This window comes from Pseudomonas koreensis, assembly GCF_024169245.1.
Taxonomy (GTDB): Bacteria; Pseudomonadota; Gammaproteobacteria; order Pseudomonadales; family Pseudomonadaceae; genus Aquipseudomonas; species Aquipseudomonas koreensis_F.
On record NZ_JALJWP010000001.1, the window covers coordinates 1878582 to 1902602 of the forward strand.

The following is a 24021-nucleotide window of genomic DNA, read 5'->3' on the forward strand; positions in this document are numbered from 1 at the left end:
AGCCGACAGTGATGTTGGCTTTTTTGTCAGGATTTTTTTTCGGCTTGAGAGTTGTGTTGCCAGACAGACCTCTGCCCCTCACCCCAGCCCTCTCCCGAGGGAGAGGGAGCCGATTTTCCGGGGGGCCAAAACCTGAGTTCGACTGAGTAATTTCAAGTCGGCGTTATTCTTGAACGCGACACGGTCAGTCCCCTCTCCCTCTGGGAGAGGGCTAGGGTGAGGGGCCTTTCGAAAGTGACGACGTTCTAGAACCCGCGACGAATCCGGTTCTTCAGCTGTTCATGAAACATCTCTGCATCGCGCTTGTAAGCCCCTTTCACCGAGTCGCTGAACGAGTCCAGTGTGATCGAGCGCTGGTTCGACACCTCATCCCGATACGCATCGATGAAAAAATCCAGATCACTGGCCGTGCTCAGCTTCGGCCACTTGTCCAGGTAGATCGGCAGTTCGGCCGGCCCGGTTTTGAACGTACAGATCCGCCGGTTACTGATCGTCGCCTCGCCAATTTCAAATGGTACCCACCACGACAGCGCGGTCTTCTCCGACACCACCGCCAGCAAGTGCGTGCACTCGGTGATGTTGCGGGTGATCACTCCGGTAATGTCATCGGTGGTTTGCGATTCCGGGTCGAGGACATCAAGGTAAGTCCTGATCTTCGCCTGGGTCAGACGGGTATTGATGGCGATCGCATGCGCGCGATCCAGGTGGCGGTAGCTGATAAAGACTGGCATCAGAAATGTCCTTTGAGGGCGAGTTCGCGGTAATAGGCGCCGAGTGCCGTCAGGCGGCAGCCGGTCGAATGAATGGCGGCGTAATACATGTGCTCGGCGTCGACCGGCTCGATCAGGCTGTGGCGGTTGCACTTCTGCAACTGGGCGAAAACCTCGCCATGTTCTGGCACGAACGCTTTTTCAGTGGGCTCATAACTGGGGTCGAGGGGGAACACCGATTCGGCTTCGGCGAACCAGTCCGGCAATTTGCGCAGGATTTGCTTGGGGATCAGCGGCGAGACTTCCCGCAGGGAAATGAACTGCGACACATTGGTCTTGAACACCGGGCGCTGTTCCCAGGCACCGAGAGCGTTATCGACGAAGGAATACAGACTGCCGGGAGTGATCCTGCCGAGGATGTTCGCTGCGCCGCCATGCAGCGCTTGCAGGAGCAGGCCGGTGAACACACCGTGCTGCACGCCCTCCATCGCCGGCTCGGCTTTTTTGCAGGCGGTCAGGATCGTCATGCCTTGGCTGACCATGCTGCTTTCGCTGCGCAAGGCGCGGACTTCGCCGGCTGAACCGCTCTGGCAGCAGTCGAGGATGATCACCTTGTTTTTGATCCGCGTGGCTTTGTCCGCCCAGTTGAGGATGTCGCTGATGCGGATGCCGTCCTTAGCGTTGCGGTAATCCTGCGCGATCAACATGCCTTCGTCAGTGTCGGCATCGAAACCGCCATGGCCGGCGAAGTACAGCAAAGCCACGTTGCAATCCCCGGAAAACAGTTCGCGTATCTGGTCTTCGAGCTTTTCCCGGCTGAGATAATCCTCGGCGGACGTCAACACGACATTCTTGAAGTTGGGGTCGCCATTGGCGTTGGTTTTCAGTACCGAGGCCATGGCCATGGCGTCGTTGCAACAGCCGCTCAGCCCGGAAATATGCGCATAGTCATTGATGCCGATAAACAGTGCCTTGCGCATGGTTACACCACCGTGAGCAGGCTGTTCGCGCTGACGATTCTGTGCGGATTACACACATGGGCGATACGCGACGATTGGCTGATGAATGAATGACAGCTTTGCATTGGATTCCTCTGAGATCGCGGTATGCGAAGGAGGAAACGAATGTAGGCCGCTGGCAAAGACCTACAAGGTCTGCGCGACAAAACAGAAAGGTCCTGCGAGCAGTCGCGCAAAAGCCTACAGAAGAAGCTGATGTTTAAAAGGCAGAGGCGTGAGTCAGATGCAGTCCGACAACCGGCAACCCATGGCGAAGGGCTGCCGGCGCGACTGTTTAATAGCCGTTTTCAGGCAGGCTGGCGATGATCGAGCGGTAGCTGTTCATCCGCTGCTGCTGGATGCGGCCGTCTTCAAGGGCCTTGAGCAACGCGCAACCCGGTTCACGGTCATGCTTGCAGTCGCGGAAACGGCAAGTGCCGAGCAGGTCGTCGAACTCGATGAAACCGGCTTCGACGTCGGCGCGGCTGACGTGGCCGAGACCGAATTCGCGGATGCCCGGGGAGTCGATCAGTTCGCCGCCGCCGGGGAAGTGGAACAGGCGCGCGGTGGTGGTGGTGTGCGTGCCCTGGCCGGACAGCTCGGATAACGGCCCGACACGGGTTTCGACCTCCGGCAGCAGGCTGTTGACCAGCGACGATTTGCCGACGCCGGACTGGCCGACGAATACGCTGATGCGCCCGTCGAGCTGCTGCTGCAACTGTTCCATGCCGTTGCCGTGGTGGGCGGACACTTCCAGCACCGGATAACCCAGCGTGCGGTACACCGCCAGCAACGCGTTCAGCGCCGGGGCGTTCTGCTCGTCGATCAAGTCGAATTTGTTCAACAGCAGAAGCGGGCGGATACCAGCGTGTTCGGCGGCGACCAGATAACGGTCGATCAGGTTGGCGTGGGGCTCGGGCAGCGGCGCGAAAACGATGACGATCATGTCGACGTTGGCAGCAACCGGCTTGAGCTGGCCACGGCTGTCGGGGCGGCACAGTTCGGTGCTGCGCGGCAGTTGCGCGACGATCACGCCGATGCCCTGGTTGCCGGCGCGCCAGACGACTTTGTCGCCGGTGACCAGCGCCGGCAGGTTGGCGCGCAAGTGGCAGCGGAACACTTGTCCTGCGAGTTCGCCGTCGACAGCCTCGACTTCGACCTGCACACCGAAGTGGGCGATCACCAGGCCGTGTTGTTCAGGACCAAGGTCGCCGCCCTCGAGGGCTTCGACCGCCGAGGACTCGCGTTTGGCGGCGCGTGCGGCGCGCTCGCCCTGGATCTTTTCGATGCGCCAGTTTTGACGACGATTGAGTTGGCGTTTGGCCATGGGTGTTCCGTCTGAAGAATGCAGCGATTAGGTAAAACGGCCGCGAGTTTAGCACGCCCGGGCACCGGCCTAGGCTAAACTGCGCAGCATTGCCTAGGAGCCCGAATATGCAAAACCCGCAGAACCTGATCTGGATCGACCTGGAAATGACCGGTCTGGACCCGGACAACGACGTCATCATCGAAATGGCCACCATCGTCACCGACAGTGAGCTCAACACCTTGGCCGAAGGCCCGGTGATCGCCATCCACCACAGCGACGCAGTGCTTGCGCGCATGGACGAGTGGAACACCCGCACCCACGGCAACTCGGGCCTGACCCAGCGCGTGCGCGACAGCCGCATCAGCATGGCTGAGGCCGAGGCCGAAACCATCGCTTTCCTGGAACAATGGGTGCCGAAGGGCAAGTCGCCTATCTGCGGCAACAGCATCTGCCAGGACCGTCGCTTCCTTTATACCCACATGAAGGCGCTGGAAAGCTACTTCCACTATCGCAACCTCGACGTCTCCACGCTCAAGGAACTGGCCGCGCGCTGGGCGCCGGATGTGCGCGACAGCTTCAAGAAGGGCAGCACCCATCTGGCGCTGGACGACATCCGCGAATCGATCGCCGAGCTGCAGCACTACCGCAAGCATTTCATCAAGTTCTGACGCGATCGCTGTGTAGGAGCCGCCGCAGGCTGCGATATTTTGATCTTGTTTAAAATCAAATTCAAAAGATCGCAGCCTTCGGCAGCTCCTACATTGGATCGCATGACCGAAATGGCTAGACTGCGCGCCTTCCTGCCTGGACTGCCATCATGCTGCTGATGCTCTATCTGATCGCCATCACCGCCGAAGCCATGACCGGCGCGCTGTCTGCCGGGCGACGCGGCATGGACTGGTTTGGTGTGGTGCTGATCGCCTGCATCACTGCGCTGGGTGGCGGTTCGGTGCGTGACGTGCTGCTCGGGCATTACCCGCTGACCTGGGTCAAACACCCTGAGTATCTGGTGCTGACGTCGGTGGCGGCGATGTTCACTGTGTTTGCCGCACGCTGGATGCGTCACTTGCGCTCGCTGTTTCTGGTGCTCGATGCCGTGGGACTGGTTGCGTTTACCCTGATCGGCTGCATGACCGCGCTGGAAATGGGCCATGGCATGTTGGTGGCCTCGGTCAGCGGCGTGATTACCGGCGTATTCGGCGGCATTCTTCGCGATATTTTCTGTAATGACATTCCGCTGATTTTCCGGCGCGAGCTGTACGCCAGCGTCTCGTTTGCCGCCGCGTGGTGCTACATGCTGTGCCTGTATCTGAACGTGCCGGGCGAGCAAGCGATTCTGATTACGCTGTTTGGCGGCTTCCTGCTACGCCTGCTGGCGATCCGTTTTCACTGGGAAATGCCCAAGTTCGTCTACAACGACGCGCCGTGACGCGATCCCTGTGTAGGAGCTGCCGAAGGCTGCGATCTTTTGATCTTGCCCTTAAAAACAAAATCAAATGATCGCAGCCTTCGGCAGGCTCCTACAGGGGTTACCCGATTCCGTGTTGTTTCAGTGCCCACTCAACATGTTCCTGCACCAGCTCTGAAGGAAAATCGCGGCGCGCCTTCAAGGCTTCCAGCACCGGGATCGTTGAAGGCGCATTACCCAGCCCCACCGCCAGATTTCTCAACCAGCGCTCATACCCCGCCCGTCGTAATGGCGAGCCTTCGGTACTGCTCAAGAATTTTTCCTCATCCCACATGAACAGCTCAGCCAACCCGGCGTTGTCGAGATTGTGCCGTGGCTTGAAATCGCTTTCTCCGGAAGGCCGGGCGAAGCGGTTCCATGGGCAGACGATCTGGCAGTCATCACAGCCGAACACCCGATTACCAATCAGCGGGCGCAACTCTTCGGGGATGGCGGTCTTCAACTCGATGGTCAGATAGGAAATGCAACGCCGTGCGTCCAGCACGTGCGGGCCGACGAAGGCGTTGGTCGGGCAGATGTCCAGACAGGCCGTGCAGCGCCCGCAATGTTCGGTACTGTGTGGTTCGTCCACCGGCAACGGCAGGTCGACGAACAGCTCACTTAGAAAGAAGTAGCTGCCGGCATTGCGATTCAGTACCAGGGTGTTTTTGCCGATCCAGCCCAGTCCCGCCTGCTCGGCGATGGCTTTTTCCAGCACCGGCGCGCTGTCGACAAAGGCACGGAAACCGAACGGGCCGATCTGCGCCTGAATCCTGTCGGCCAATTGTTGAACACGTTTACGGATCAATTTGTGGTAATCGCGGCCCAAGGCATAACGCGACACGTAAGCCTTCTCCGGCTCAGCCAGGCGTTTGGCCATTTCGGTATCGCCCGGCAAGTAGTCCATGCGCAGGGAAACCACGCGCAACGTGCCCGGCACCAGCTCTTCGGGGTGCGAGCGTTTGCTGCCATGGGCGCCCATGTAGTCCATGTCGCCGTGATAGCCGGCCTCAAGCCAGCGTTGCAGATGCTGCTCGTGCTCGGCCAGGTCCAGACCGCTGATGCCGACTTGCTGGAAGCCCAGCTCGCGGCCCCAATCCTTGATCGATTGGGCGAGGGCAGGCAGGTCTGTGGTGATGGCGGACATGAGGCGAGAGAAACCGGAGCTGAGGTGCGTATAATTCTGCCAGACATCGGAGCCCGAAGACGCATGCCGCAGACGAAAGATGAATTACCCGACGCGCTGTACCGCGCCGCGCAGGTGCGCGAACTCGACGCCCGGCTGATCGCCGCTGGCACGCCGGGCTTCGAATTGATGCAGCGCGCCGCCCGCGCGACCTGGCGCGCGCTGGTGCGCAAGTGGCCCACAGCGAACGAGCTGACGATATTGGCCGGGCACGGCAACAATGCTGGCGACGGTTATCTGGTCGCCGCGTTGGCGCTGCGGGCCGGTTGGGCGGTGCGAGTTCTCGCCGTCAGCGATCCGCAACGTTTGCAGGGTGATGCCGCACTGGCCTATGCCGAATCCGTGGCCGCAGGCGTTGTGGTGCAGGGCTGGCAGGCGCAAAGCGAACTGTGCGGTGTCGTCCTCGATGCCCTGCTCGGCACGGGGCTCAGTGGAGAAGTGCGTGAACCGTATGCCGCTGCCGTCGCCGCCATCAATGCCAGCGGGTTGCCGGTGGCGGCCGTCGATATTCCATCCGGGCTGTGCGCCGATACCGGTCGGGAACTGGGTGTCGCGGTACGCGCCGATCTCACGGTGACGTTCATTGGTATGAAGGTCGGGCTGTTGACCGGCGATGCGGCAGATCATGTCGGTGAACTGGTCTTCAACGATCTGCAGTCCACTGCCGAAACCTTCAGTGACATCCCTGTCTGCGCTCGACGCCTCAGTGCCGCTAATCTTCCAGCACTTGTGCCCCGCGCGCCGACCTCGCACAAGGGCCGCTTTGGCCATGTGCTGCTGATTGGCGGCGATCACGGTTTCGGCGGGGCGATTCTGCTCAGCACTGAAATGGCCTTGCGCAGCGGCGCGGGCATGGTGTCGCTGGCGACTCGCCCAGAGCATGTGCCGCCGGCGCTGACCCGGGTGCCGGAGGCGATGGTGCTCGGCACCTCGTCAGCCAATCAACTGATGGGCCTGCTGGAAAAGGTTTCAGTGCTGGTGGTCGGGCCGGGCCTTGGCCAGGCAAGCTGGGGTCGCGCCCTGTTGTCGGCAGCTGCCAATGCTGCGTTGCCGCAGGTGTGGGACGCTGACGCGTTGAACCTGCTTGCCAGCGGTTTTGTCCAGTTGCCCAAGGATTGCGTGATCACCCCGCATCCGGGCGAGGCGGCGCGCTTGCTCGGCATCAGCACTGCTGAAGTGCAGGCCGATCGCCTGTCCGCTGCATTGGCGTTGAGCAAAAAGTATTCAGCGGTAGTGGTTCTGAAAGGCGCCGGTAGTCTGATCGCCCATCCCGATGGGCGTCTGGCCCTGTGTCATCAAGGCCATCCGGCGATGGCCACTGGCGGGCTCGGCGATGTGCTGGCGGGTCTGACCGGCGCGTTGCTGGCGCAAGGCATGGACGCGTTCGCCGCTGCAAGTCTGGCCGTCTGGCTGCACGCCAATGCCGGCGTGCAACAAGGGAAATTCGGCCGTGGGCTGGCGGCCAGTGATCTGATTCCAGCCATCCGTCAGTTGTTGGAGGAGCATGCACCGTGTCTGAAGTAACCCTGTATCTGGCCGACGAACAGGCGATGAGCGACTTTGGCGCACGGATCGCCCGCGTGACCCAGGGCCATGGCCTGATTTTTCTCGAAGGCAACCTGGGCATGGGCAAAACCACCCTGTCGCGGGGCATCATTCGTGGGCTGGGGCATGTCGGTGCGGTAAAAAGTCCTACCTTCACTTTGGTCGAGCCCTACGAAATCGGTGACATTCGCGCCTTCCACTTTGACCTGTATCGTCTGGTCGATCCGGAGGAACTGGAGTTTCTCGGCATCCGCGACTACTTCGAAGACGATGCCCTGTGTCTGATCGAGTGGCCCGATAAAGGTGCAGGCTTTTTGCCAAAGCCTGACCTGACCATTACCATTGGCCCGCAAGACAGCGGGCGTTCGCTGAAAATTTTAGCCCAGGGCTCGCGCGGCGAGGCCTGGTGTGCCGCTTTGGCATTGGAATCCAATTAAATGATGGGGTTTGGTATGCGCTTTCGCGCGTTGGTGGCTGCCGCTGGACTGATGTTGATGGCAGTAACCGTCAACGCTGTGGCCGATTCAAAGGTCAACAGCGTGCGCCTGTGGCGGGCGCCGGACAACACGCGACTGGTCTTCGACCTGAGTGGCCCGGTGCAGCACAGCGTTTTCACCCTGACTGCCCCGGACCGGCTGGTGATCGACATCAACGGCGCCACCCTCGGCGCGCCGTTGAATGTGCAGACTGCGAACACGCCGATCACTGCAATGCGTTCGGCCCAGCGTACGCCGACCGACCTGCGGGTGGTCATCGACCTGAAAAAAGCCGTCACTCCGAAAAGCTTCTCGCTGGCGCCGAACGCGCAGTACGGCAACCGTCTGGTGGTCGATCTGTTCGACAATCCGGCTGATGCCGCGCCGCCGCCGGCCCCTACGCCATCGGTGGCGACCGTGCCGGCTGTGCCAGTGACCCCGACTGAACCTGCAATCAAGCTGCCGCCAGCCCCGGCCGGCAAGCGCGACATCATTGTCGTGATCGACGCCGGCCACGGTGGCGAAGACCCGGGCGCGTCCGGCTCGCGCGGCCAACGTGAGAAAGACGTGGTGCTGCAGATCGCCCGCGAACTGCAGCGTCAGGTCAACGGCATGAAAGGCTTCCGCGCCGAACTGACCCGTACCGGTGACTACTTCATTCCATTGCGCGGACGTACCGAGATCGCCCGCAAGAAGGGCGCCGACCTGTTCGTCTCGATCCACGCCGACGCCGCGCCGTCCGCCGCTGCTTTCGGTGCGTCGGTGTTCGCCCTGTCCGATCGTGGGGCTACGTCCGAGACTGCGCGTTGGCTGGCCGACAGTGAAAACCGTTCCGACCTGATCGGCGGGGCCGGCAACGTCAGCCTCGACGACAAGGACCGCATGCTCGCCGGTGTGTTGCTCGACCTGTCGATGACCGCGTCGTTGACTTCCAGCCTGAACGTCGGCCAGAAGGTCCTGACCAACATTGGCCGGGTCACGCCGCTGCACAAACAGCGGGTGGAACAGGCCGGCTTCATGGTGCTGAAGTCGCCGGACATTCCGTCGATCCTGGTCGAAACCGGGTTTATCTCCAACGCCAACGAAGCGAACAAACTGTCCGCGTCGAGCCATCAGCAGGCGCTGGCCCGTTCGATCAGCAGCGGCGTGCGCCAGTTCTTCCAGCAGAATCCACCGCCCGGCACTTATATCGCCTGGCTGCGTGATTCCGGCAAGATTGCCCAGGGCCCGCGCGACCACCGGGTCGGCCCCGGGGAAACCCTGGCGATGATCGGCGTGCGCTATCAGGTTTCGCCGGCCACCTTGCGTGCCGCCAACAACCTGAAAAGCGATGAGCTGAAAGTCGGTCAGCACCTGACGATTCCAGGCACCGAATTGGCGTCGAAAGAATGAACCAGGTATTGAACACTGCGCGCATCGAGCTGCTCAGCCCACGACTGGCGAACCAGATCGCCGCTGGTGAGGTGGTCGAGCGCCCGGCTTCGGTGATCAAGGAGCTGCTGGAAAACAGCCTCGACTCTGGCGCCAAGCGTATTGACGTCGATGTCGAGCAGGGCGGCGTCAAGTTGCTGCGCGTGCGCGATGACGGCAGCGGTATTTCCGCCGATGACCTGCCGCTGGCCCTGGCCCGTCACGCCACCAGCAAGATCCGCAACCTCGAAGACCTTGAACAGGTGATGAGCCTCGGGTTTCGTGGCGAGGCGCTGGCGTCGATCAGCTCTGTGGCGCGTCTGACCCTGACCTCGCGCACCCGCGATGCCGATCAGGCCTGGCAGGTCGAGACCGAAGGCCGCGACATGGCGCCGCGCGTGCAGCCGGCGGCGCATCCGGTCGGCACTTCGGTGGAAGTTCGCGACCTGTTCTTCAACACCCCGGCCCGGCGTAAATTCCTCAAGACCGAAAAAACCGAGTTCGATCACCTGCAAGAAGTGATCAAGCGTCTGGCGCTGGCGCGCTTCGACGTGGCCTTTCATCTGCGTCACAACGGCAAGACCATCCTCAGCCTGCACGAGGCCCACGATGATGCTGCCCGCGCAAGGCGTGTGGCGGCGATCTGCGGTTCGGGTTTCCTTGAGCAGGCGCTGCCGATCGAGATCGAACGCAATGGCTTGCACCTGTGGGGCTGGGTCGGTTTGCCAACCTTCAACCGCAGTCAGGCGGATTTGCAATATTTCTTCGTAAACGGCCGGGCGGTGCGCGACAAACTGGTGGCCCATGCGGTGCGCCAGGCTTATCGCGACGTGTTGTTCAACGGCCGGCATCCGACCTTCGCGTTGTTTTTCGAGGTCGATCCGGCAGCAGTAGACGTCAACGTCCACCCGACCAAGCACGAAGTACGCTTCCGTGACGGGCGCATGGTTCACGACTTCCTGTATGGCACGCTGCACCGCGCGTTGGGCGATGTGCGTCCAGAAGATCAACTGGCCGGCTCGGTCACCACGGCGATCGTTCGGCCGAGCGGAATCGAGGCGGGCGAATTCGGCCCGCAGGGTGAGATGCGTCTGGCCGCCAATGCGCTGCTCGAGCAGCCGCAGGCGCAACCTGCGTTCAACACGTCATCCGGGGCCAGCGCTGGCGGCGCTTATCAGTATCAATACACGCCGCGCCCGCAGTCGACAGTGCCTGCTGCCGAGGCGCAAGCTGCTTACAAGGAGTTTTTCGCGCCGCTGCCTGAAGCCAATGCCAGCGCACTGCCGACCGGTCAGGAAGATATCCCGCCGCTCGGCTATGCACTGGCGCAGCTAAAAGGCATCTATATCTTGTCCGAGAACGCCCATGGCCTGGTACTGGTGGACATGCATGCCGCCCACGAGCGGATCATGTACGAGCGCCTGAAAATCGCCATGGCCAGCGAAGGTCTCAGTGGCCAGCCGTTGCTGGTGCCGGAGTCGCTGGCGGTCAGTCAGCGCGAGGCCGATTGCGCCGAAGAACATGCGGCGTGGTTTCAACGACTTGGTTTTGAATTGCAGCGACTGGGGCCGGAAACCCTGGCGATCCGGCAGATTCCGGCATTGCTCAAGCAGGCCGAAGCCAATCGACTGGTCGGCGACGTGCTTTCGGATCTGATGGAATACGGCACCAGCGACCGTATCCAGGCGCATCTCAACGAACTGCTCGGCACCATGGCGTGCCACGGCGCGATCCGCGCCAACCGGCGCTTGGCCCTGCCGGAAATGAACGGCCTGCTGCGCGATATGGAAAACACCGAGCGCAGCGGTCAATGCAACCATGGCCGACCGACCTGGACCCAACTGGGTTTGGACGATCTGGACAAACTGTTCCTGCGCGGTCGTTGATGAGCCAGCTGCCTCCAGCGATTTTTCTGATGGGCCCGACCGCTGCGGGCAAGACCGATCTGGCCATCGAGCTGACGAAGGTGCTGCCGTGCGAATTGATCAGCGTCGATTCGGCGCTGGTCTACCGCGGCATGGACATCGGCACGGCCAAACCGTCGAAAGACCTGCTGGCCGAGTACCCGCACCGGCTGATCGATATCCTCGACCCCGCTGAGGCGTACTCCGCTGCCGATTTCCGCCGCGACGCCCTGCAAGCCATGGCCGAGATCACCGCGCGGGGAAAAATCCCGCTGCTGGTCGGCGGCACCATGCTCTATTACAAGGCACTGGTCGAAGGTCTGGCCGACATGCCGGCGGCCGATGCCGAGGTGCGCGCGCAGATCGAGGAAGACGCTGCACGTCTGGGCTGGCAAGCGCTGCACGATCAGTTGGCGCAAATCGATCCGGTGTCGGCGGCGCGCATTCATCCAAATGATCCGCAACGCTTGAGTCGCGCACTGGAAGTGTATCGAGTCAGCGGGCAGAGCATGACCGCCCTGCGTGAGCAACAATCTGCGCAAAGTACTGAAGCAGCCGCTTCGGGACGCCAACAATTGCCCTATACTGTCGCGAACCTGGCCATTGCTCCGGCGAATCGTCAGGTTCTGCACCAGCGAATTGAACAAAGATTCACAAATATGTTGGAACAGGGATTCATCGACGAGGTCGTAGCCCTGCGTAAAAGAAGTGACCTGCATGCCGGGTTGCCGTCTATACGTGCGGTAGGCTACCGCCAAGTCTGGGATTACCTGGACGGCAAGCTGACCTTGGCCCAGATGCAGGAGCGGGGCATCATCGCCACGCGCCAATTGGCCAAGCGCCAGTTTACCTGGCTGCGCAGCTGGGACGATTTACACTGGCTGGACAGTCTTGATTGCGACAATCTGCCACGCGCCTTGAAATACCTCGGGACCATCTCCATATTGAGCTGAGTCCTTGCAATTGCCGTCTATCCTTGGGGGTGTGACGGCCGAAGCCATCTGAATTTACCTGTTTTTATTATTGAATCCTTAAAGGAGTGCGGCACATGTCAAAAGGGCATTCGCTACAAGACCCTTACCTGAACACTTTACGTAAAGAGAAAGTCGGGGTTTCCATCTACCTGGTCAACGGTATCAAGCTGCAAGGAACGATCGAGTCGTTCGACCAGTTCGTGATCCTGCTGAAAAACACCGTCAGCCAGATGGTCTACAAACACGCTATCTCGACCGTCGTGCCGGTTCGTCCAATTCGTCTGCCTAGCGCAACCGAAAACGAACAGGGCGATGCCGATGCAGCGCCGGGTAACGCCTGATAGGAGTCTCCTTTGTTCTTTGAGCGCCACGGTGGTGGTGAGCGAGTCATCCTCGTTCACTTGGATGGACAGGACCCTGAGGCGCGCGAAGATCCGCAGGAGTTTCAGGAGTTGGCAAATTCGGCTGGCGCCGAGACCGTTGCGTTTTTTAACGTGCCGCGTCATCGGCCAACCGCCAAATATCTGATCGGCAGCGGCAAGGTCGAGGAACTGCGCGACCTGGTCAAGGCTGAAGAAGCCGATCTGGTGATTTTCAATCACATCCTCACGCCCAGTCAGGAACGCAACCTCGAACGTGTTTTCGAGTGTCGCGTGATCGACCGCACCGGGCTGATTCTCGATATTTTCGCTCAACGCGCACGTACCCATGAGGGCAAGCTGCAGGTCGAACTGGCCCAGCTTGACCACATGAGCACGCGGCTGGTTCGCGGCTGGACTCACCTTGAACGTCAGGGTGGCGGCATCGGTATGCGCGGCCCGGGTGAAACCCAACTGGAGACCGACCGCCGTCTGTTGCGGGTCCGCCTGCGCCAGATCAAGGGGCGGCTGGAGAAGGTGCGCAGTCAGCGCGAGCAGTCGCGCCGTGGTCGATCCCGTGCGGACATTCCCACCGTTTCGCTGGTGGGCTACACCAACGCCGGCAAATCGACACTCTTCAACAACGTGACGAAATCCGACGTGTACGCGGCCGATCAACTGTTTGCCACACTCGACCCGACCCTGCGCCGCCTTGAGCTTGACGACCTCGGTCCGATTGTCCTGGCCGACACCGTGGGTTTCATTCGTCACCTGCCGCACAAGCTGGTCGAGGCATTTCGGTCTACGCTCGAAGAGTCGAGCAATTCCGACCTGTTGTTGCACGTGATCGATGCGGCCGAACCGGATCGCATGTTGCAGATCGAGCAGGTGATGGTGGTGCTGGGCGAGATTGGTGCCCAGGACTTGCCGATCCTCGAGGTCTATAACAAACTCGATTTGCTCGAAGGCGTCGAGCCGCAGATCCAGCGCGATGCCGATGGCAAGCCGCAACGGGTCTGGCTGTCGGCGCGTGATGGCAGCGGTCTGGAGTTGCTTGAACAGGCCATCGCCGAGTTGCTCGGCAGTGATCTGTTCGTCGGTACCTTGCGCTTGCCGCAACGATTCGCTCGACTGCGTGCGCAGTTCTTCGAACTCGGGGCGGTGCAGAAAGAAGAATACGATGAAGAAGGTGTCAGCCTGCTGGCCGTTCGTTTGCCCCGGATCGAGCTGAATCGATTGGTAAGCCGCGAAGGATTGCAGCCGATGGAATTCATCGAGCAACACACTTTGCAATAAAAGCCTGACAAAGCGGTTGTGCCGCAACGGCAGGCATTCTGTAGCATTGGTCGGCGCGCCGTGGGTGCGTCTTTGCTTTATCAGATGGAGAGCGCTATGGCTTGGAATGAGCCGGGTGGCAACTCGAATAATCAGGATCCCTGGGGTGGCAAGCGCCGCAATAACGGCGACCGCAAGGGGCCACCGGATCTCGACGAGGCCTTCCGAAAGCTGCAGGAAAGCCTGAACGGGTTGTTCGGTGGTGGTAAGAAACGCGGTGATGACGGCGGCGGTTCGGGCAGGAGCAGTGGCGGCTTCGGCGGTCTGCTCGGCATCGGCCTGGTCGTGCTGGCGGCCGTCTGGCTGTACAGCGCGGTTTACGTGGTGGACGAGCAGGAGCAGGCCGTGGTGCTGCGCTTCGGCAAATACTACGAGACTGTCGGCCCCGGCCTGAACATCTACTTCCCGCCGATCGACAAGAAGTACATGGAGAACGTGACGCGTGAGCGTGCGTACACCAAGCAGGGCCAGATGCTGACCGAAGACGAGAACATCGTCGAAGTGCCGCTGACCGTGCAGTACAAGATCAGCAACCTGCAGGACTTCGTGCTGAACGTCGATCAGCCGGAAATCAGCCTGCAGCACGCGACCGAAAGTGCACTGCGTCACGTGGTCGGTTCCACCGCCATGGACCAGGTGCTGACCGAAGGCCGTGAATTGATGGCGAGCGAAATCAAGGAGCGTCTGCAACGTTTCCTCGATACCTATCGCACCGGTATCACCGTCACCCAGGTCAACGTACAGAGCGCAGCGGCACCGCGTGAAGTACAGGAAGCCTTCGATGACGTGATCCGCGCCCGTGAAGACGAGCAGCGTTCGCGCAACCAGGCCGAAACCTACGCCAATGGCGTGGTGCCGGAAGCCCGTGGTCAGGCCCAGCGCATCATCGAAGATGCCAACGGTTACCGCGACGAGACCATCTCGCGCGCCAAGGGTGAGGCCGATCGTTTCACCAAGCTGGTCGCCGAGTATCGCAAGGCACCTGAAGTCACCCGCGAGCGTCTGTACCTGGACACCATGCAGGAAGTCTTCAGCAACACCAGCAAGGTGCTCGTGACCGGCAACAAGAACGGCCAGAGCAATCTGCTCTACCTGCCGTTGGACAAAATGATCCAGAACAGTTCGGGCAGCGCACCGGTGACCGGTTCGGCCGCCAGTAACAACACGGACGTCACGCCGCATGTCACTGACGTGCCGCAGACGCGTACAAGGGAGACCCGCTGATGAGCAATAAATCGCTGATCGCCCTGATCGTCGGCGTCGTCGTGGTACTGGTGGGCTGGAATTGCTTCTACATCGTCGCTCAGACCGAGCGCGCGGTGCTGCTGCAATTCGGTCGTGTGGTTCAGGCCGACGTCCAGCCGGGTCTGCATGTGAAAGTGCCTTACGTTAACCAGGTGCGCAAATTCGACGCGCGTCTGTTGACGCTGGATGCACCGACGCAACGCTTCCTGACTCTGGAAAAGAAAGCCGTGATGGTCGATGCCTATGCCAAGTGGCGGGTGAAGGATGCCGAGCGCTTCTACACCGCGACCTCGGGTCTCAAGCAGATTGCCGACGAGCGTCTGTCCCGTCGTCTGGAATCCGGCCTGCGTGACCAGTTCGGCAAGCGCACCCTGCACGAAGTGGTGTCGGGTGAGCGTGATGCGCTGATGGCCGACATCACCGCGTCGCTGAACAAGATGGCGGAAAAAGAGCTGGGCATTGAAGTGGTCGATGTCCGGGTCAAGGCCATCGATCTGCCGAAAGAAGTGAACCGCAGCGTGTTCGAGCGTATGAGTACCGAGCGTGAGCGTGAAGCTCGCGAGCACCGCGCCAAGGGTAACGAGCTGGCCGAAGGCATCCGTGCCGACGCCGATCGTCAACGCCGCGTACTGCTGGCTGAAGCCTATCGTGAATCCGAAGAGGTTCGCGGTGACGGTGACGCCCAGGCTGCTGCGATCTACTCCAAGGCCTACGGTCAGGATCAGGAGTTCTACGGTTTCTACCGTAGCCTGCGTGCCTACCGTGAAAGCTTCGCGAACAAATCCGACGTCCTGGTCCTCGACCCAAGCAGCGACTTCTTCCGTTACCTGGAAAAAGCCAAGCCTTGACACGCCGTTGACCTGAATCATTCCGCCCGGCGGCTAAAACCTCGGGCGGGGTGATCCTTTCGGAAAACGTGTGTATGATGCGGCAGCCGGGAAATTCCCGGCTTTTTTGCGTCTGCACGTTTGATTGCTGTTTTTGTTGCAGGCTTCGGGTTTGTACGGCCCGAGCGTTTTTCGAGGAAAGTGATGGGCGAAGCCGGTAACAGGCCTTTCGCTGCGTCGTTCATGCGCGTGCGTTTTGAACGCTCCGGTCATTTTCTGCTTCACTCAAGGCTCGCCCTCGTGCTGGCCGCCCGGATCAAAGGGGAATGGCGTAATGGCAACGGTAGACCGCTGGCTGCTGCCAGATGGCATCGAAGAAGTACTGCCACCGGAAGCGGCGCGCATTGAAGTCGCGCGTCGTCAGGTGTTGGATCTGTTCCAGAGCTGGGGTTACGAGTTTGTCGTGACTCCCCATATCGAGTACCTGGAATCCCTGCTGACCGGCGCGGGCCAGGACCTGGATCTGCGTACTTTCAAGGTCATCGACCCGCAGTCGGGCCGGCAGATGGGGTTCCGTGCCGACATCACGCCGCAAGTGGCGCGGATCGATGCGCACACCCTGCGTCGCGAAGGCCCGAGCCGTTTGTGCTATGCCGGTAGCGTGCTGCACGCCCAGCCGCGTGCACTGTCGTCCTCGCGCAGCCCGATCCAGTTGGGCGCCGAGTTGTACGGCGACGCCAGCCCGAGCAGCGACGTCGAAGTCATCAGCCTCATGCTGGCCATGCTGCAACTGGCCGACGTGCCGGATGTGCACATGGACCTCGGGCATGTCGGCATCTACCGTGGTCTGGCGCGCGCCGCCGGTTTGTCCGGTGAGGTCGAGCAGCAGTTGTTCGACGCGTTGCAGCGCAAGGCCATCGATGAAGTGATTACCCTGACCGAAGGTCTGCCTGCGGATCTGTCGGGCATGCTGCGCGCACTGGTTGATCTGTGCGGCGGCCGTGAAGTGTTGAGCGCTGCCCGCGAGCGTCTGGCCAATGCGCCGGCGCCGGTTCTGGCGGCGCTGGAAGATCTGCTGGCGATTGCCGAGCGGCTTTCCGTGCGCTTCCCGCAGTTGCCGTTGTATTTCGACCTCGGCGAATTGCGCGGCTATCACTACCACACCGGTGTGGTGTTCGCGGTGTTCGTGCCGGGCGTTGGTCAGTCCATTGCTCAGGGTGGTCGTTACGACGACATCGGCGCCGACTTCGGTCGCGCGCGTCCGGCGACCGGCTTCTCTACCGATTTGAAAACCCTGGTGACCCTGGGGCGTGCTGAGATCGAGCTACCGTCTGGCGGTATCTGGATGCCTGACAGTACGGATGCGGCACTCTGGCAGCAGGTTTGCCAGTTGCGCAGTGAGGGTCAGCGTGTCGTTCAGGCGTTGCCTGGACAACCTTTGGCCGCCGCCCGTGATGCGGACTGCGACCGGCAATTGATTCAGCAGAACGGGCTTTGGCAAGTATCGCCACTGGCTTCTTGAGTTTTCCTGCCGGCCATCGCCGGCACCAAGTTTGCGCGAATGAGGACAAGTGTTATGGGTAAGAATGTCGTAGTCCTGGGCACCCAGTGGGGTGATGAGGGCAAAGGCAAGATCGTTGATCTGCTGACCGAACATGCTGCCGCCGTAGTGCGCTACCAGGGTGGCCACAACGCGGGTCACACGCTGGTGATCGACGGCGAGAAAACCGTCTTGCACCTGATTCCGTCGGGCGTGCTGCGCGAAGGCGTGCAATGCCTGATCGGCAACGGCGTGGTGGTTGCACCTGACGCCCTGCTGCGCGAGATCACCAAGCTGGAAGAGAAAGGCGTGCCGGTGCGCGAGCGCCTGCGTATCAGCCCGTCCTGCCCGCTGATCCTGTCCTTCCACGTCGCGCTGGACCAGGCCCGTGAAAAGGCCCGTGGCGAGCTGAAGATCGGTACCACCGGTCGCGGCATCGGCCCGGCTTACGAAGATAAAGTTGCCCGTCGTGGTCTGCGTGTCGGCGACCTGCTGAACATGCCGCGCTTCGAAGACAAACTGCGTGAACTGGTGGACTACCACAACTTCATGCTGGTCGGTTACTACAAGGAACCGGCCATCGAGTTCGAAAAGACCCTGGCCGAGTGCAAGGAATACGCTGAGCTGCTCAAGCCGCTGATGCTCGACGTGACCGCCGAGCTGCACGACCTGCGTCGTGCCGGCAAGGACATCATGTTCGAAGGCGCGCAAGGTTCGTTGCTCGACATCGACCACGGCACCTACCCGTACGTGACCAGCTCCAACACCACCGCGGGTGGCGTGGCGACCGGTTCAGGCGTTGGTCCGATGTTCCTCGACTACATCCTGGGCATCACCAAGGCCTACACCACTCGCGTTGGTTCCGGCCCGTTCCCGACCGAGCTGTTCGACGACGTCGGCGCGCATCTGGCCAAGCAAGGTCACGAGTTCGGCGCCACCACTGGCCGCGCCCGTCGTTGCGGCTGGTTTGACGCCGTCATCCTGCGTCGTGCTATCGATGTGAACAGCATCTCGGGTATCTGCCTGACCAAGCTGGACGTGCTCGACGGTCTGGAAACCATCAACATCTGCGTCGGCTACAAAGACGCGCAAGGCAATGCCGTTGCGCCGACCGATGCGGACAGCTACGTAGGCCTGCAGCCTGTGTACGAAGAAGTACCGGGCTGGAGCGAATCGACCGTGGGTGCCAAGACCCTGGAAGAGCTGCCGGCCAATGCTCGTGCCTACATCAAACGCGTTGAAGAGTTGATCGGCGCGCCGATCGACATTATTTCGACGGGCCCGGATCGCAACGAAACCATCGTTCTGCGTCATCCGTTTGCCTGATAAGTCGTTGATGTAAAAAACAAAGGCCCCTTAATCGGGGCCTTTGTCGTTTATGCCTGTTGGACGGCATGACCTTTGCTGTGAATCTGTCTACAAGAGTGCCATCAAATTAATGGCGTCAGAAGTAGAGGGATTTAAAGTGTCAGCCGTTCTCTCACTGTTACAAAGCCGTTTGTTGCGGCCGGTGTTCGTTACCCTTGGTATCGCCCTTTTGGTGCAGGTGTTGGTGGCGGTTGCCCTGACGCGGAGCACGGTCACGGCGCTGGAAGCGGATCTGGCCGTGCGCCTGGGTGCCGACAGCCAGAAGCTCTCCGGTGAGCTGGAGCAGGCCGGGCGTGAAGTCACTTCAAGTCTTGATGCGCTCTCAGCCAGTACTCGTCAGCGCCTGACCGCCGGTTTGTCCGCGCGCCTCAAAGAAGAGCAGGCGCAACTGCGCGCAACTTTGGAAAAGGATCTGAAGGATTCGGCCAACGACATGGCGCAGTTGCTTGCATCCGTAGCGCCGCGTGCCATGTGGGACAGCGACGTGCCGACGCTCTCGGAGTTCGCTCGTCGCGCCCAGCGCAATCCCAACGTGCTGTTCGTGGTGTATGACGACGCGACTGGCCAGCATCTGACCCGTTATCTCAATCGTGAAAACCCGATCAACAAGGCCTTGCTGGAAAAAGGTCAGGGCGAGCGTGCGCTGGATAAAGTCCTGGATGCGGCGAAAAACGATCCTTCGGTCTACTACCTTGAAGCCTCGATCAATCCCAATGGCGTGGAAATCGGCAAGGTGCTGATGGGCGTGTCCACGGCCTCGGTGGAAACCGATCTGGCCGAGCTCGACAAACGCTTTCTGGCGCTGATTGCCAGCAGCGATCAACTGGTCGGCGACAGCCTCAAAGGCGCAGCAGCGGACAGCGCCAAGGCCATGCAGGCACGCCTGCAATCGGCGCAGGCCACCGCTGGCGAAATGAAAGCCAACACCGCGCAAACCGTTCAAGAGGCGGCCGCGACATTGCGCTGGCGCATCGGTCTCGGTCTGGCGCTGGTCGGCTGTGGCGTGCTGCTGTTGCTGGCGGTGGTGCTTGGTCATCGAGTGGTCAATCGTCTGAAAATGCTCAACGCGGCGATGGACGATCTGGCGGCAGGCGAGGGCGATCTGACCAAGCGTGTGCAGATCAACAGCAAGGATGAGATCGGCGACATGGCCTCGGCGGTCAATCGCTTCGTCGACAAGTTGCAGCCGATCGTGCGTGAGGCGGGCGACGTCGCTCAACGTACTGGTGTGGAAATTGGCGCAATGACCCTGCGCAATGCTGGCGCCGATGCGGCTGCCGGAATGCAGCGTGATGAGGTCGCGGAAAGCCTGCGTGCTCTTTCGCAAATGGCCGATGAAGCGCAGTCGGAAAGCCAGGCAATGCAGGCGGCATTGAAACAGGTCGTTGAAATTCGTCAGGCCACCGATGAAAACACCCGAACCTCGGCGAAGGTCGGCGGCCTGATCGAAGCACTGGCCGGGCAGGTCGATACCGGGGCGAAAGTCATCGAGCGACTGGCGCAGCAGAGCGAACAGATCGAAGTGGTATTGACGGTGATTCACGGCATCGCCGAACAGACCAATCTGCTGGCGTTGAACGCGGCGATCGAGGCGGCGCGGGCGGGCGAGACCGGTCGTGGATTCGCCGTGGTCGCGGATGAAGTGCGCGCGCTGGCGAGCAAAACGCAAAGCTCCACCGGCGATATCCAGGCGCACATCGTCGCGCTGCAGCAGGGCGCGCGTGAGGCGGTCGAAGCGATTGGTCAGGCCGGACGGCAGGCCAGCGAAGGTTTGCTGGTATTGCGCGACAGTGCGCGGCTGCAACAGTCGGTGCAGGCTTCGGTCGAGCAGGTGCACGCGGCGATCGGTCTGGCGACGCAGGCAGCTGCGCATCAGGCGCAGGGAGCGCAGGCAGTGCGAGGGCGGGTCGAGACGATTCATGCGCAGGCCGAGAAAGCGGCGCAGGCAGTGGTGGAAACCACGGCCAGTGGCAAGGTGCTGGATGGTCTGGCGGCGCAATTGAAAGCCAGCCTGGGGCAATTCAGGGCTTAAGATCAAAAGATCGCAGCCTGCGGCAGCTCCTACAGGGAAACGCAAATTCCGATGTAGGAGCTGCCGAAGGCTGCGATCTTTTAGCGGCTCAGATACATCCGCGTCGTCAGCAGATAAACCGGCAGTCCGGAAACCAGAATCAACAACGCCGCATACGGCGCCGCTGCCGCAAACTCGACATTCGCCGTGTGCGCCCAGACCTCGGTCGCCAGCGTATTAAGCCCGGTCGGACTCAGCAGCAACGTCGCCGTCAATTCCTTCATCGCATCGAGAAACACCAGCGCAAACGCCGCGCCCAATGCCGGGAAAATGATCGGCAAGGTCACCCGGCAAAACGCCGTAAACGACGATGCGCCCAAGGTCCGCGCCGCTTCTTCCAACTGTGGCGCGGCCTTGTTCAGTGCCGTACGTATCGGCGCCTGCGCCAGTGGCAGAAACAGCAGCGCATAGGCGATCAACAACAGGCCCGAGGTCTGGTATAGAACCGGCACGTAATGCAGAGCGAAATACACCAGCGTCAACGCAATCACCAGGCCCGGCAGCGCGTGCAGCAGATAAGGCAGGCGTTCGGCCCAGATTGCCAATTGGCCTTTATAGCGCACCACCAGCAGCCCGACCGGCACTGCCAGCACCAGACACAGCGCCGCGCCGCCCAACGACAATGCCAACGACGACAACAGCGCCTCAGTGATCGCTGCTACCGGGAACGCCGCCGACGAACCGACCGCCAGCCAGTAGGTCAACATTCCCAGCGGGATGCCGCTGCCGATAATCGCCAGCAACAGGCAATACAACTGACCGAGTGCCGCCCACGGTCCAAGCTTTACCTGTTCAGCCTGTCGTGCAGCGCCCTGGCCGGTGCGCACATGCCGGCCCTTGCCGCGCACACGCAACTCCAGCCACAGCAACAGCAGACACAACGCCAGCAACACCGCCGAAAGCATCGCTGCGTTGGCGTTACTGAATTCCAGTTCGAATTGCTGGTAGATCGCGGTGGTAAAGGTCTGCAGGCCGATGATGGATAGCGCGCCGAATTCCACCAGCATGTGCAGGGCAATCAGCAGCGAGCCGGCCAACAGCGATGGCCACAACAGCGGCAGGGTGACGCGGAAAAACACGCCCCAGCGATTCTGTCCCAGCGTGCGGGCGGATTCTTCGAGAGAGGGATCGAGATTGCGCAGGGTCGCCGCGACTGGCAGGAAGATCAGCGGATACTTCGACAGGCTCATCACCAGAATCGCTCCGCCGAGGCCTTCGAACTGTGCACTCAGCGACACCCAGGTGAAGCTGCTGACAAACGCCGGCACCGCAAACGGCAGGCACAGGATCACGCCCCACAGGCGTCGCCCCGGCAGGTTGCTACGCTCCAGCAGCCATGCCAGCGACAGGCCGATAACGCCGCAGGTAATCGTTACGCCGACCATTAACGCCAACGTGTTGCGCAGCAAGCCAAACACATACGGACGCCACAACAAATGCAAAGCCTCGGCCCAGCCGGCCTGCCAGGCTTTCACTCCGACATAGGCCAGTGGCAACAGGCTTAGTACCACCAGTAGCAATACCGGCAGCACCAGCCAGATCGACGGCCGTTTGCGTCTTGGTACGTAACCCCCGCGCGCGGCGGGGGCCGATAACGATGCTGCCATCAGTTCAGGCCAACTTCGCGTTCCAGCTCCAGCGCTTCTTCAGCATTGCCCAGATCCGCCGGAGTGACGTTCGGCGCTTCCAGTTCGCTGAACGGCTTGAGACCGCGGTCCGACTCCATGCCTTTGTGCAGCGGGTATTCGGCGGTGGTCTGGGTGATCACGCGCTGACCTTCTTCGCTGGCCATGAAGGCGAGGAATTGCTGGGCTTCTTTTGGATGTTTGCTGTATTTCAGCACGGCAGCACTGGACACGGTGATCAAGCCGCCAGCGTCGCCGCCGTTGAAATAATGCAGCTTGGAGTCGAGCTTGCCTTTCTCGCGTTGCAAGGCGAACCAGTAATAATTGTTCACCAGCACCGTGGCGACTTCGCCGTTCTCTACGGCTTTGAGGGCGACCATGTTGTTGCTGTAGGTCTTGCCGAACGCGCGCAGGCCGGTCAGCCATTCTTCGGCAGCGTCGCGACCGTGCAGTTTGATGATCGCTACGGCCTGCTCCTGGAAGGCGCCGCTGGTCGGCACGAAACCGACCTTGCCTTGCCACTGCGGCTCGGAAAATTCCATTACCGATTTCGGCAGATCTTTTTCATCGATCAGTTTCGGGTTGAATGCCACCACGCGGACGCGGGCGGTAACGCCGATCCAGGTGCCGTTGGCCGCTACATATTTTTCCGGCAGAACCGCCAGGGTGGCGTCATCGGCCTTGGCCAACAGGCCCTGTTCGCCGAGGTTGTTCAGTGGTGGCGATTCTTCGGTGTAGATCACGTCGGCAGGAGAGCGGTCGCCTTCTTCGATGATCTGGCTGGCGAGCTGATTGCTGCTGCCTTTGCGCACGTTGACGTGGATGCCGGTCTTGGCTTCGAAAGCCTTGGCAATCGCATCGCCGACTTCCTTGTGCTGGCCGTTGTAGAGAGTCAGGGAAACCGCATCGGCAGCCTGGGTGAGGGGAGTGGCGAGCGCCAGGCCGAGGAGGGTGAAGGTCAGGCCTCGGCGCAGGGTAATTCGAAACGTCATTCGCAGGGTTCCTCACTGTCGCATTGCAAAAACTTGCAACAATGATAAACGATATTGTTTCTCAAGTGCGCCTTGTGCGGGGCGAGGTGATCTTGTAGGCGCTGCCGAAGGCTGCGATTTTGTGATCTTGCTGTTGAAAGCAGGATCAAAAGATCGCAGCCTCGTTGCACTCGTCAGCTCCTACGAGCTCCTACCAGACCTACGGGAAATTCAGGAGGCCAGAAACGCAAAAACCCGCTTTCGCGGGTTTTTGTGAAATCCAAGGCCTGAACCTTGAATTTGAATTGGTGCCCAGAAGAAGACTCGAACTTCCACGACCGTAAGGTCACCAGCACCTGAAGCTGGCGTGTCTACCAATTTCACCATCTGGGCAATCATCGCAAGCGTTGCCGCTGTTGATGTGGCGCACTATACGGAGGCCTTTTTGATCTGTAAACCCCTGATTTGGTTTTAATAAATCAGTACGAACAAAAGCTTTCCCGCAAATGCAAAAAACCCGCTTTCGCGGGTTTTGTGTGAGTCTTGAAACTGATCTAGTCTCAAACTCGAAATTGGTGCCCAGGAGAAGACTCGAACTTCCACGACCGTAAGGTCACCAGCACCTGAAGCTGGCGTGTCTACCAATTTCACCACCTGGGCATCATCGAAAGCGCTTGTGCGTCGTCGATGGCGCGCACTATACGGAGCGCCTTTTTAACTG

At 60.7% G+C, this 24021-nt stretch carries 20 protein-coding genes and 2 tRNA genes; 14 read left to right on the forward strand and 8 right to left on the reverse strand.

Features of this window, described 5'->3' with window-relative positions:
- Positions 1-245: 245 nt before the first annotated feature.
- The 3 genes from J2Y90_RS08535 to rsgA all read right to left on the reverse strand — a co-directional run bounded on the left by J2Y90_RS08535 (position 246) and on the right by rsgA (position 3035).
- Positions 246-731, reverse strand: a complete 486-nt coding sequence (locus tag J2Y90_RS08535; RefSeq protein WP_253498496.1) for a toll/interleukin-1 receptor domain-containing protein — start codon at positions 729-731, stop codon at positions 246-248.
- Complete coding sequence (locus J2Y90_RS08540; protein WP_253498499.1) at positions 731-1690, reverse strand: caspase family protein; 960 nt, start codon at positions 1688-1690, stop codon at positions 731-733. Before J2Y90_RS08540 ends, J2Y90_RS08535 begins: the two co-directional genes overlap by 1 nt.
- A 313-nt stretch (positions 1691-2003) precedes the next feature.
- Positions 2004-3035: a small ribosomal subunit biogenesis GTPase RsgA gene (rsgA, locus tag J2Y90_RS08545; RefSeq protein WP_090280736.1), complete on the reverse strand. Its 1032-nt coding sequence runs from the start codon at positions 3033-3035 to the stop codon at positions 2004-2006.
- A gap of 107 nt (positions 3036-3142) precedes the next feature.
- Here rsgA and orn point away from each other — a divergent pair, with 107 nt between their 5' ends.
- Positions 3143-3685 (forward strand): oligoribonuclease, encoded by a 543-nt coding sequence (gene orn, locus J2Y90_RS08550; protein WP_253498502.1) that lies wholly within the window; start codon positions 3143-3145, stop codon positions 3683-3685.
- Positions 3686-3831: 146 nt separating this feature from the next.
- Positions 3832-4446 (forward strand): trimeric intracellular cation channel family protein, encoded by a 615-nt coding sequence (locus J2Y90_RS08555; RefSeq protein WP_253505098.1) that lies wholly within the window; start codon positions 3832-3834, stop codon positions 4444-4446.
- A 100-nt stretch (positions 4447-4546) separates the two neighbouring features.
- On the opposite strand, the gene queG is transcribed toward J2Y90_RS08555, so the two are convergent.
- Positions 4547-5611, reverse strand: a complete 1065-nt coding sequence (gene queG, locus J2Y90_RS08560) for a tRNA epoxyqueuosine(34) reductase QueG (RefSeq protein WP_253498505.1) — start codon at positions 5609-5611, stop codon at positions 4547-4549.
- Between the two features lie 63 nt (positions 5612-5674).
- On the opposite strand from queG, the gene J2Y90_RS08565 reads away from it, so the two are divergent.
- From J2Y90_RS08565 to J2Y90_RS08620, 12 genes are all read left to right on the forward strand, one after another.
- Positions 5675-7174: an NAD(P)H-hydrate dehydratase gene (locus J2Y90_RS08565; protein WP_253498508.1), complete on the forward strand. Its 1500-nt coding sequence runs from the start codon at positions 5675-5677 to the stop codon at positions 7172-7174.
- Positions 7162-7632, forward strand: coding sequence for a tRNA (adenosine(37)-N6)-threonylcarbamoyltransferase complex ATPase subunit type 1 TsaE (gene tsaE, locus J2Y90_RS08570; RefSeq protein ID WP_130910048.1), 471 nt, complete (start codon positions 7162-7164; stop codon positions 7630-7632). Before J2Y90_RS08565 ends, tsaE begins: the two co-directional genes overlap by 13 nt.
- Positions 7633-7683: 51 nt before the next feature.
- Entirely contained in the window at positions 7684-9063 is a 1380-nt protein-coding gene (locus tag J2Y90_RS08575) for an N-acetylmuramoyl-L-alanine amidase (RefSeq protein ID WP_370593506.1), read from the forward strand.
- Positions 9060-10967: a DNA mismatch repair endonuclease MutL gene (gene mutL / locus J2Y90_RS08580; protein WP_253498511.1), complete on the forward strand. Its 1908-nt coding sequence runs from the start codon at positions 9060-9062 to the stop codon at positions 10965-10967. Before J2Y90_RS08575 ends, mutL begins: the two co-directional genes overlap by 4 nt.
- Complete coding sequence (miaA, locus tag J2Y90_RS08585; RefSeq protein ID WP_253498514.1) at positions 10967-11938, forward strand: tRNA (adenosine(37)-N6)-dimethylallyltransferase MiaA; 972 nt, start codon at positions 10967-10969, stop codon at positions 11936-11938. Before mutL ends, miaA begins: the two co-directional genes overlap by 1 nt.
- Positions 11939-12033: 95 nt before the next feature.
- Positions 12034-12300, forward strand: a complete 267-nt coding sequence (gene hfq / locus J2Y90_RS08590; RefSeq protein ID WP_016771947.1) for an RNA chaperone Hfq — start codon at positions 12034-12036, stop codon at positions 12298-12300.
- Positions 12301-12312: 12 nt separating this feature from the next.
- Entirely contained in the window at positions 12313-13614 is a 1302-nt protein-coding gene (hflX, locus tag J2Y90_RS08595; RefSeq protein WP_042607805.1) for a ribosome rescue GTPase HflX, read from the forward strand.
- A 96-nt stretch (positions 13615-13710) separates the two neighbouring features.
- Positions 13711-14877 carry an FtsH protease activity modulator HflK gene (gene hflK, locus J2Y90_RS08600; RefSeq protein WP_253498517.1) on the forward strand — a complete coding sequence of 389 codons (1167 nt, stop codon included), beginning with the start codon at positions 13711-13713 and terminating at the stop codon, positions 14875-14877.
- A complete protein-coding gene (gene hflC, locus J2Y90_RS08605) occupies positions 14877-15746 on the forward strand; it encodes a protease modulator HflC (RefSeq protein WP_016771945.1) in 870 nt (289 codons plus the stop codon). Before hflK ends, hflC begins: the two co-directional genes overlap by 1 nt.
- A gap of 313 nt (positions 15747-16059) precedes the next feature.
- Positions 16060-17247 carry an ATP phosphoribosyltransferase regulatory subunit gene (locus J2Y90_RS08610; RefSeq protein ID WP_016771944.1) on the forward strand — a complete coding sequence of 396 codons (1188 nt, stop codon included), beginning with the start codon at positions 16060-16062 and terminating at the stop codon, positions 17245-17247.
- Positions 17248-17301: 54 nt separating this feature from the next.
- Complete coding sequence (locus J2Y90_RS08615) at positions 17302-18591, forward strand: adenylosuccinate synthase (protein ID WP_039756860.1); 1290 nt, start codon at positions 17302-17304, stop codon at positions 18589-18591.
- A gap of 139 nt (positions 18592-18730) precedes the next feature.
- Positions 18731-20665, forward strand: coding sequence for a methyl-accepting chemotaxis protein (locus tag J2Y90_RS08620; RefSeq protein ID WP_253498520.1), 1935 nt, complete (start codon positions 18731-18733; stop codon positions 20663-20665).
- An 80-nt stretch (positions 20666-20745) separates the two neighbouring features.
- On the opposite strand, the gene J2Y90_RS08625 is transcribed toward J2Y90_RS08620, so the two are convergent.
- The 4 genes from J2Y90_RS08625 to J2Y90_RS08640 form a co-directional block, all read right to left on the reverse strand.
- Positions 20746-22311: an ABC transporter permease gene (locus J2Y90_RS08625; protein ID WP_253498523.1), complete on the reverse strand. Its 1566-nt coding sequence runs from the start codon at positions 22309-22311 to the stop codon at positions 20746-20748.
- A complete protein-coding gene (locus J2Y90_RS08630) occupies positions 22311-23321 on the reverse strand; it encodes an extracellular solute-binding protein (RefSeq protein WP_253498526.1) in 1011 nt (336 codons plus the stop codon). Before J2Y90_RS08630 ends, J2Y90_RS08625 begins: the two co-directional genes overlap by 1 nt.
- Positions 23322-23606: 285 nt before the next feature.
- Positions 23607-23693, reverse strand: a tRNA-Leu gene (locus J2Y90_RS08635).
- 180 nt (positions 23694-23873) lie between these two features.
- A tRNA-Leu gene (locus J2Y90_RS08640) sits at positions 23874-23960 on the reverse strand.
- Between the last annotated feature and the right edge of the window lie 61 nt (positions 23961-24021).

Excerpts from the sequence above, each read along its gene's own strand:
- J2Y90_RS08535 (WP_253498496.1), bottom strand. The coding sequence starts at position 731 with ATGCCAGTCTTTATCAGCTACCGCCACCTGGATCGCGCGCATGCGATC.
- J2Y90_RS08540 (WP_253498499.1), bottom strand. The coding sequence starts at position 1,690 with ATGCGCAAGGCACTGTTTATCGGCATCAATGACTATGCGCATATTTCC.
- rsgA (WP_090280736.1), bottom strand. The coding sequence starts at position 3,035 with ATGGCCAAACGCCAACTCAATCGTCGTCAAAACTGGCGCATCGAAAAG.
- orn (WP_253498502.1), top strand. The coding sequence starts at position 3,143 with ATGCAAAACCCGCAGAACCTGATCTGGATCGACCTGGAAATGACCGGT.
- queG (WP_253498505.1), bottom strand. The coding sequence starts at position 5,611 with ATGTCCGCCATCACCACAGACCTGCCTGCCCTCGCCCAATCGATCAAG.
- J2Y90_RS08565 (WP_253498508.1), top strand. The coding sequence starts at position 5,675 with ATGCCGCAGACGAAAGATGAATTACCCGACGCGCTGTACCGCGCCGCG.
- J2Y90_RS08575 (WP_370593506.1), top strand. The coding sequence starts at position 7,684 with ATGTTGATGGCAGTAACCGTCAACGCTGTGGCCGATTCAAAGGTCAAC.
- mutL (WP_253498511.1), top strand. The coding sequence starts at position 9,060 with ATGAACCAGGTATTGAACACTGCGCGCATCGAGCTGCTCAGCCCACGA.
- miaA (WP_253498514.1), top strand. The coding sequence starts at position 10,967 with ATGAGCCAGCTGCCTCCAGCGATTTTTCTGATGGGCCCGACCGCTGCG.
- hfq (WP_016771947.1), top strand. The coding sequence starts at position 12,034 with ATGTCAAAAGGGCATTCGCTACAAGACCCTTACCTGAACACTTTACGT.
- hflK (WP_253498517.1), top strand. The coding sequence starts at position 13,711 with ATGGCTTGGAATGAGCCGGGTGGCAACTCGAATAATCAGGATCCCTGG.
- hflC (WP_016771945.1), top strand. The coding sequence starts at position 14,877 with ATGAGCAATAAATCGCTGATCGCCCTGATCGTCGGCGTCGTCGTGGTA.
- J2Y90_RS08610 (WP_016771944.1), top strand. The coding sequence starts at position 16,060 with ATGGCAACGGTAGACCGCTGGCTGCTGCCAGATGGCATCGAAGAAGTA.
- J2Y90_RS08615 (WP_039756860.1), top strand. The coding sequence starts at position 17,302 with ATGGGTAAGAATGTCGTAGTCCTGGGCACCCAGTGGGGTGATGAGGGC.
- J2Y90_RS08625 (WP_253498523.1), bottom strand. The coding sequence starts at position 22,311 with ATGGCAGCATCGTTATCGGCCCCCGCCGCGCGCGGGGGTTACGTACCA.
- J2Y90_RS08630 (WP_253498526.1), bottom strand. The coding sequence starts at position 23,321 with ATGACGTTTCGAATTACCCTGCGCCGAGGCCTGACCTTCACCCTCCTC.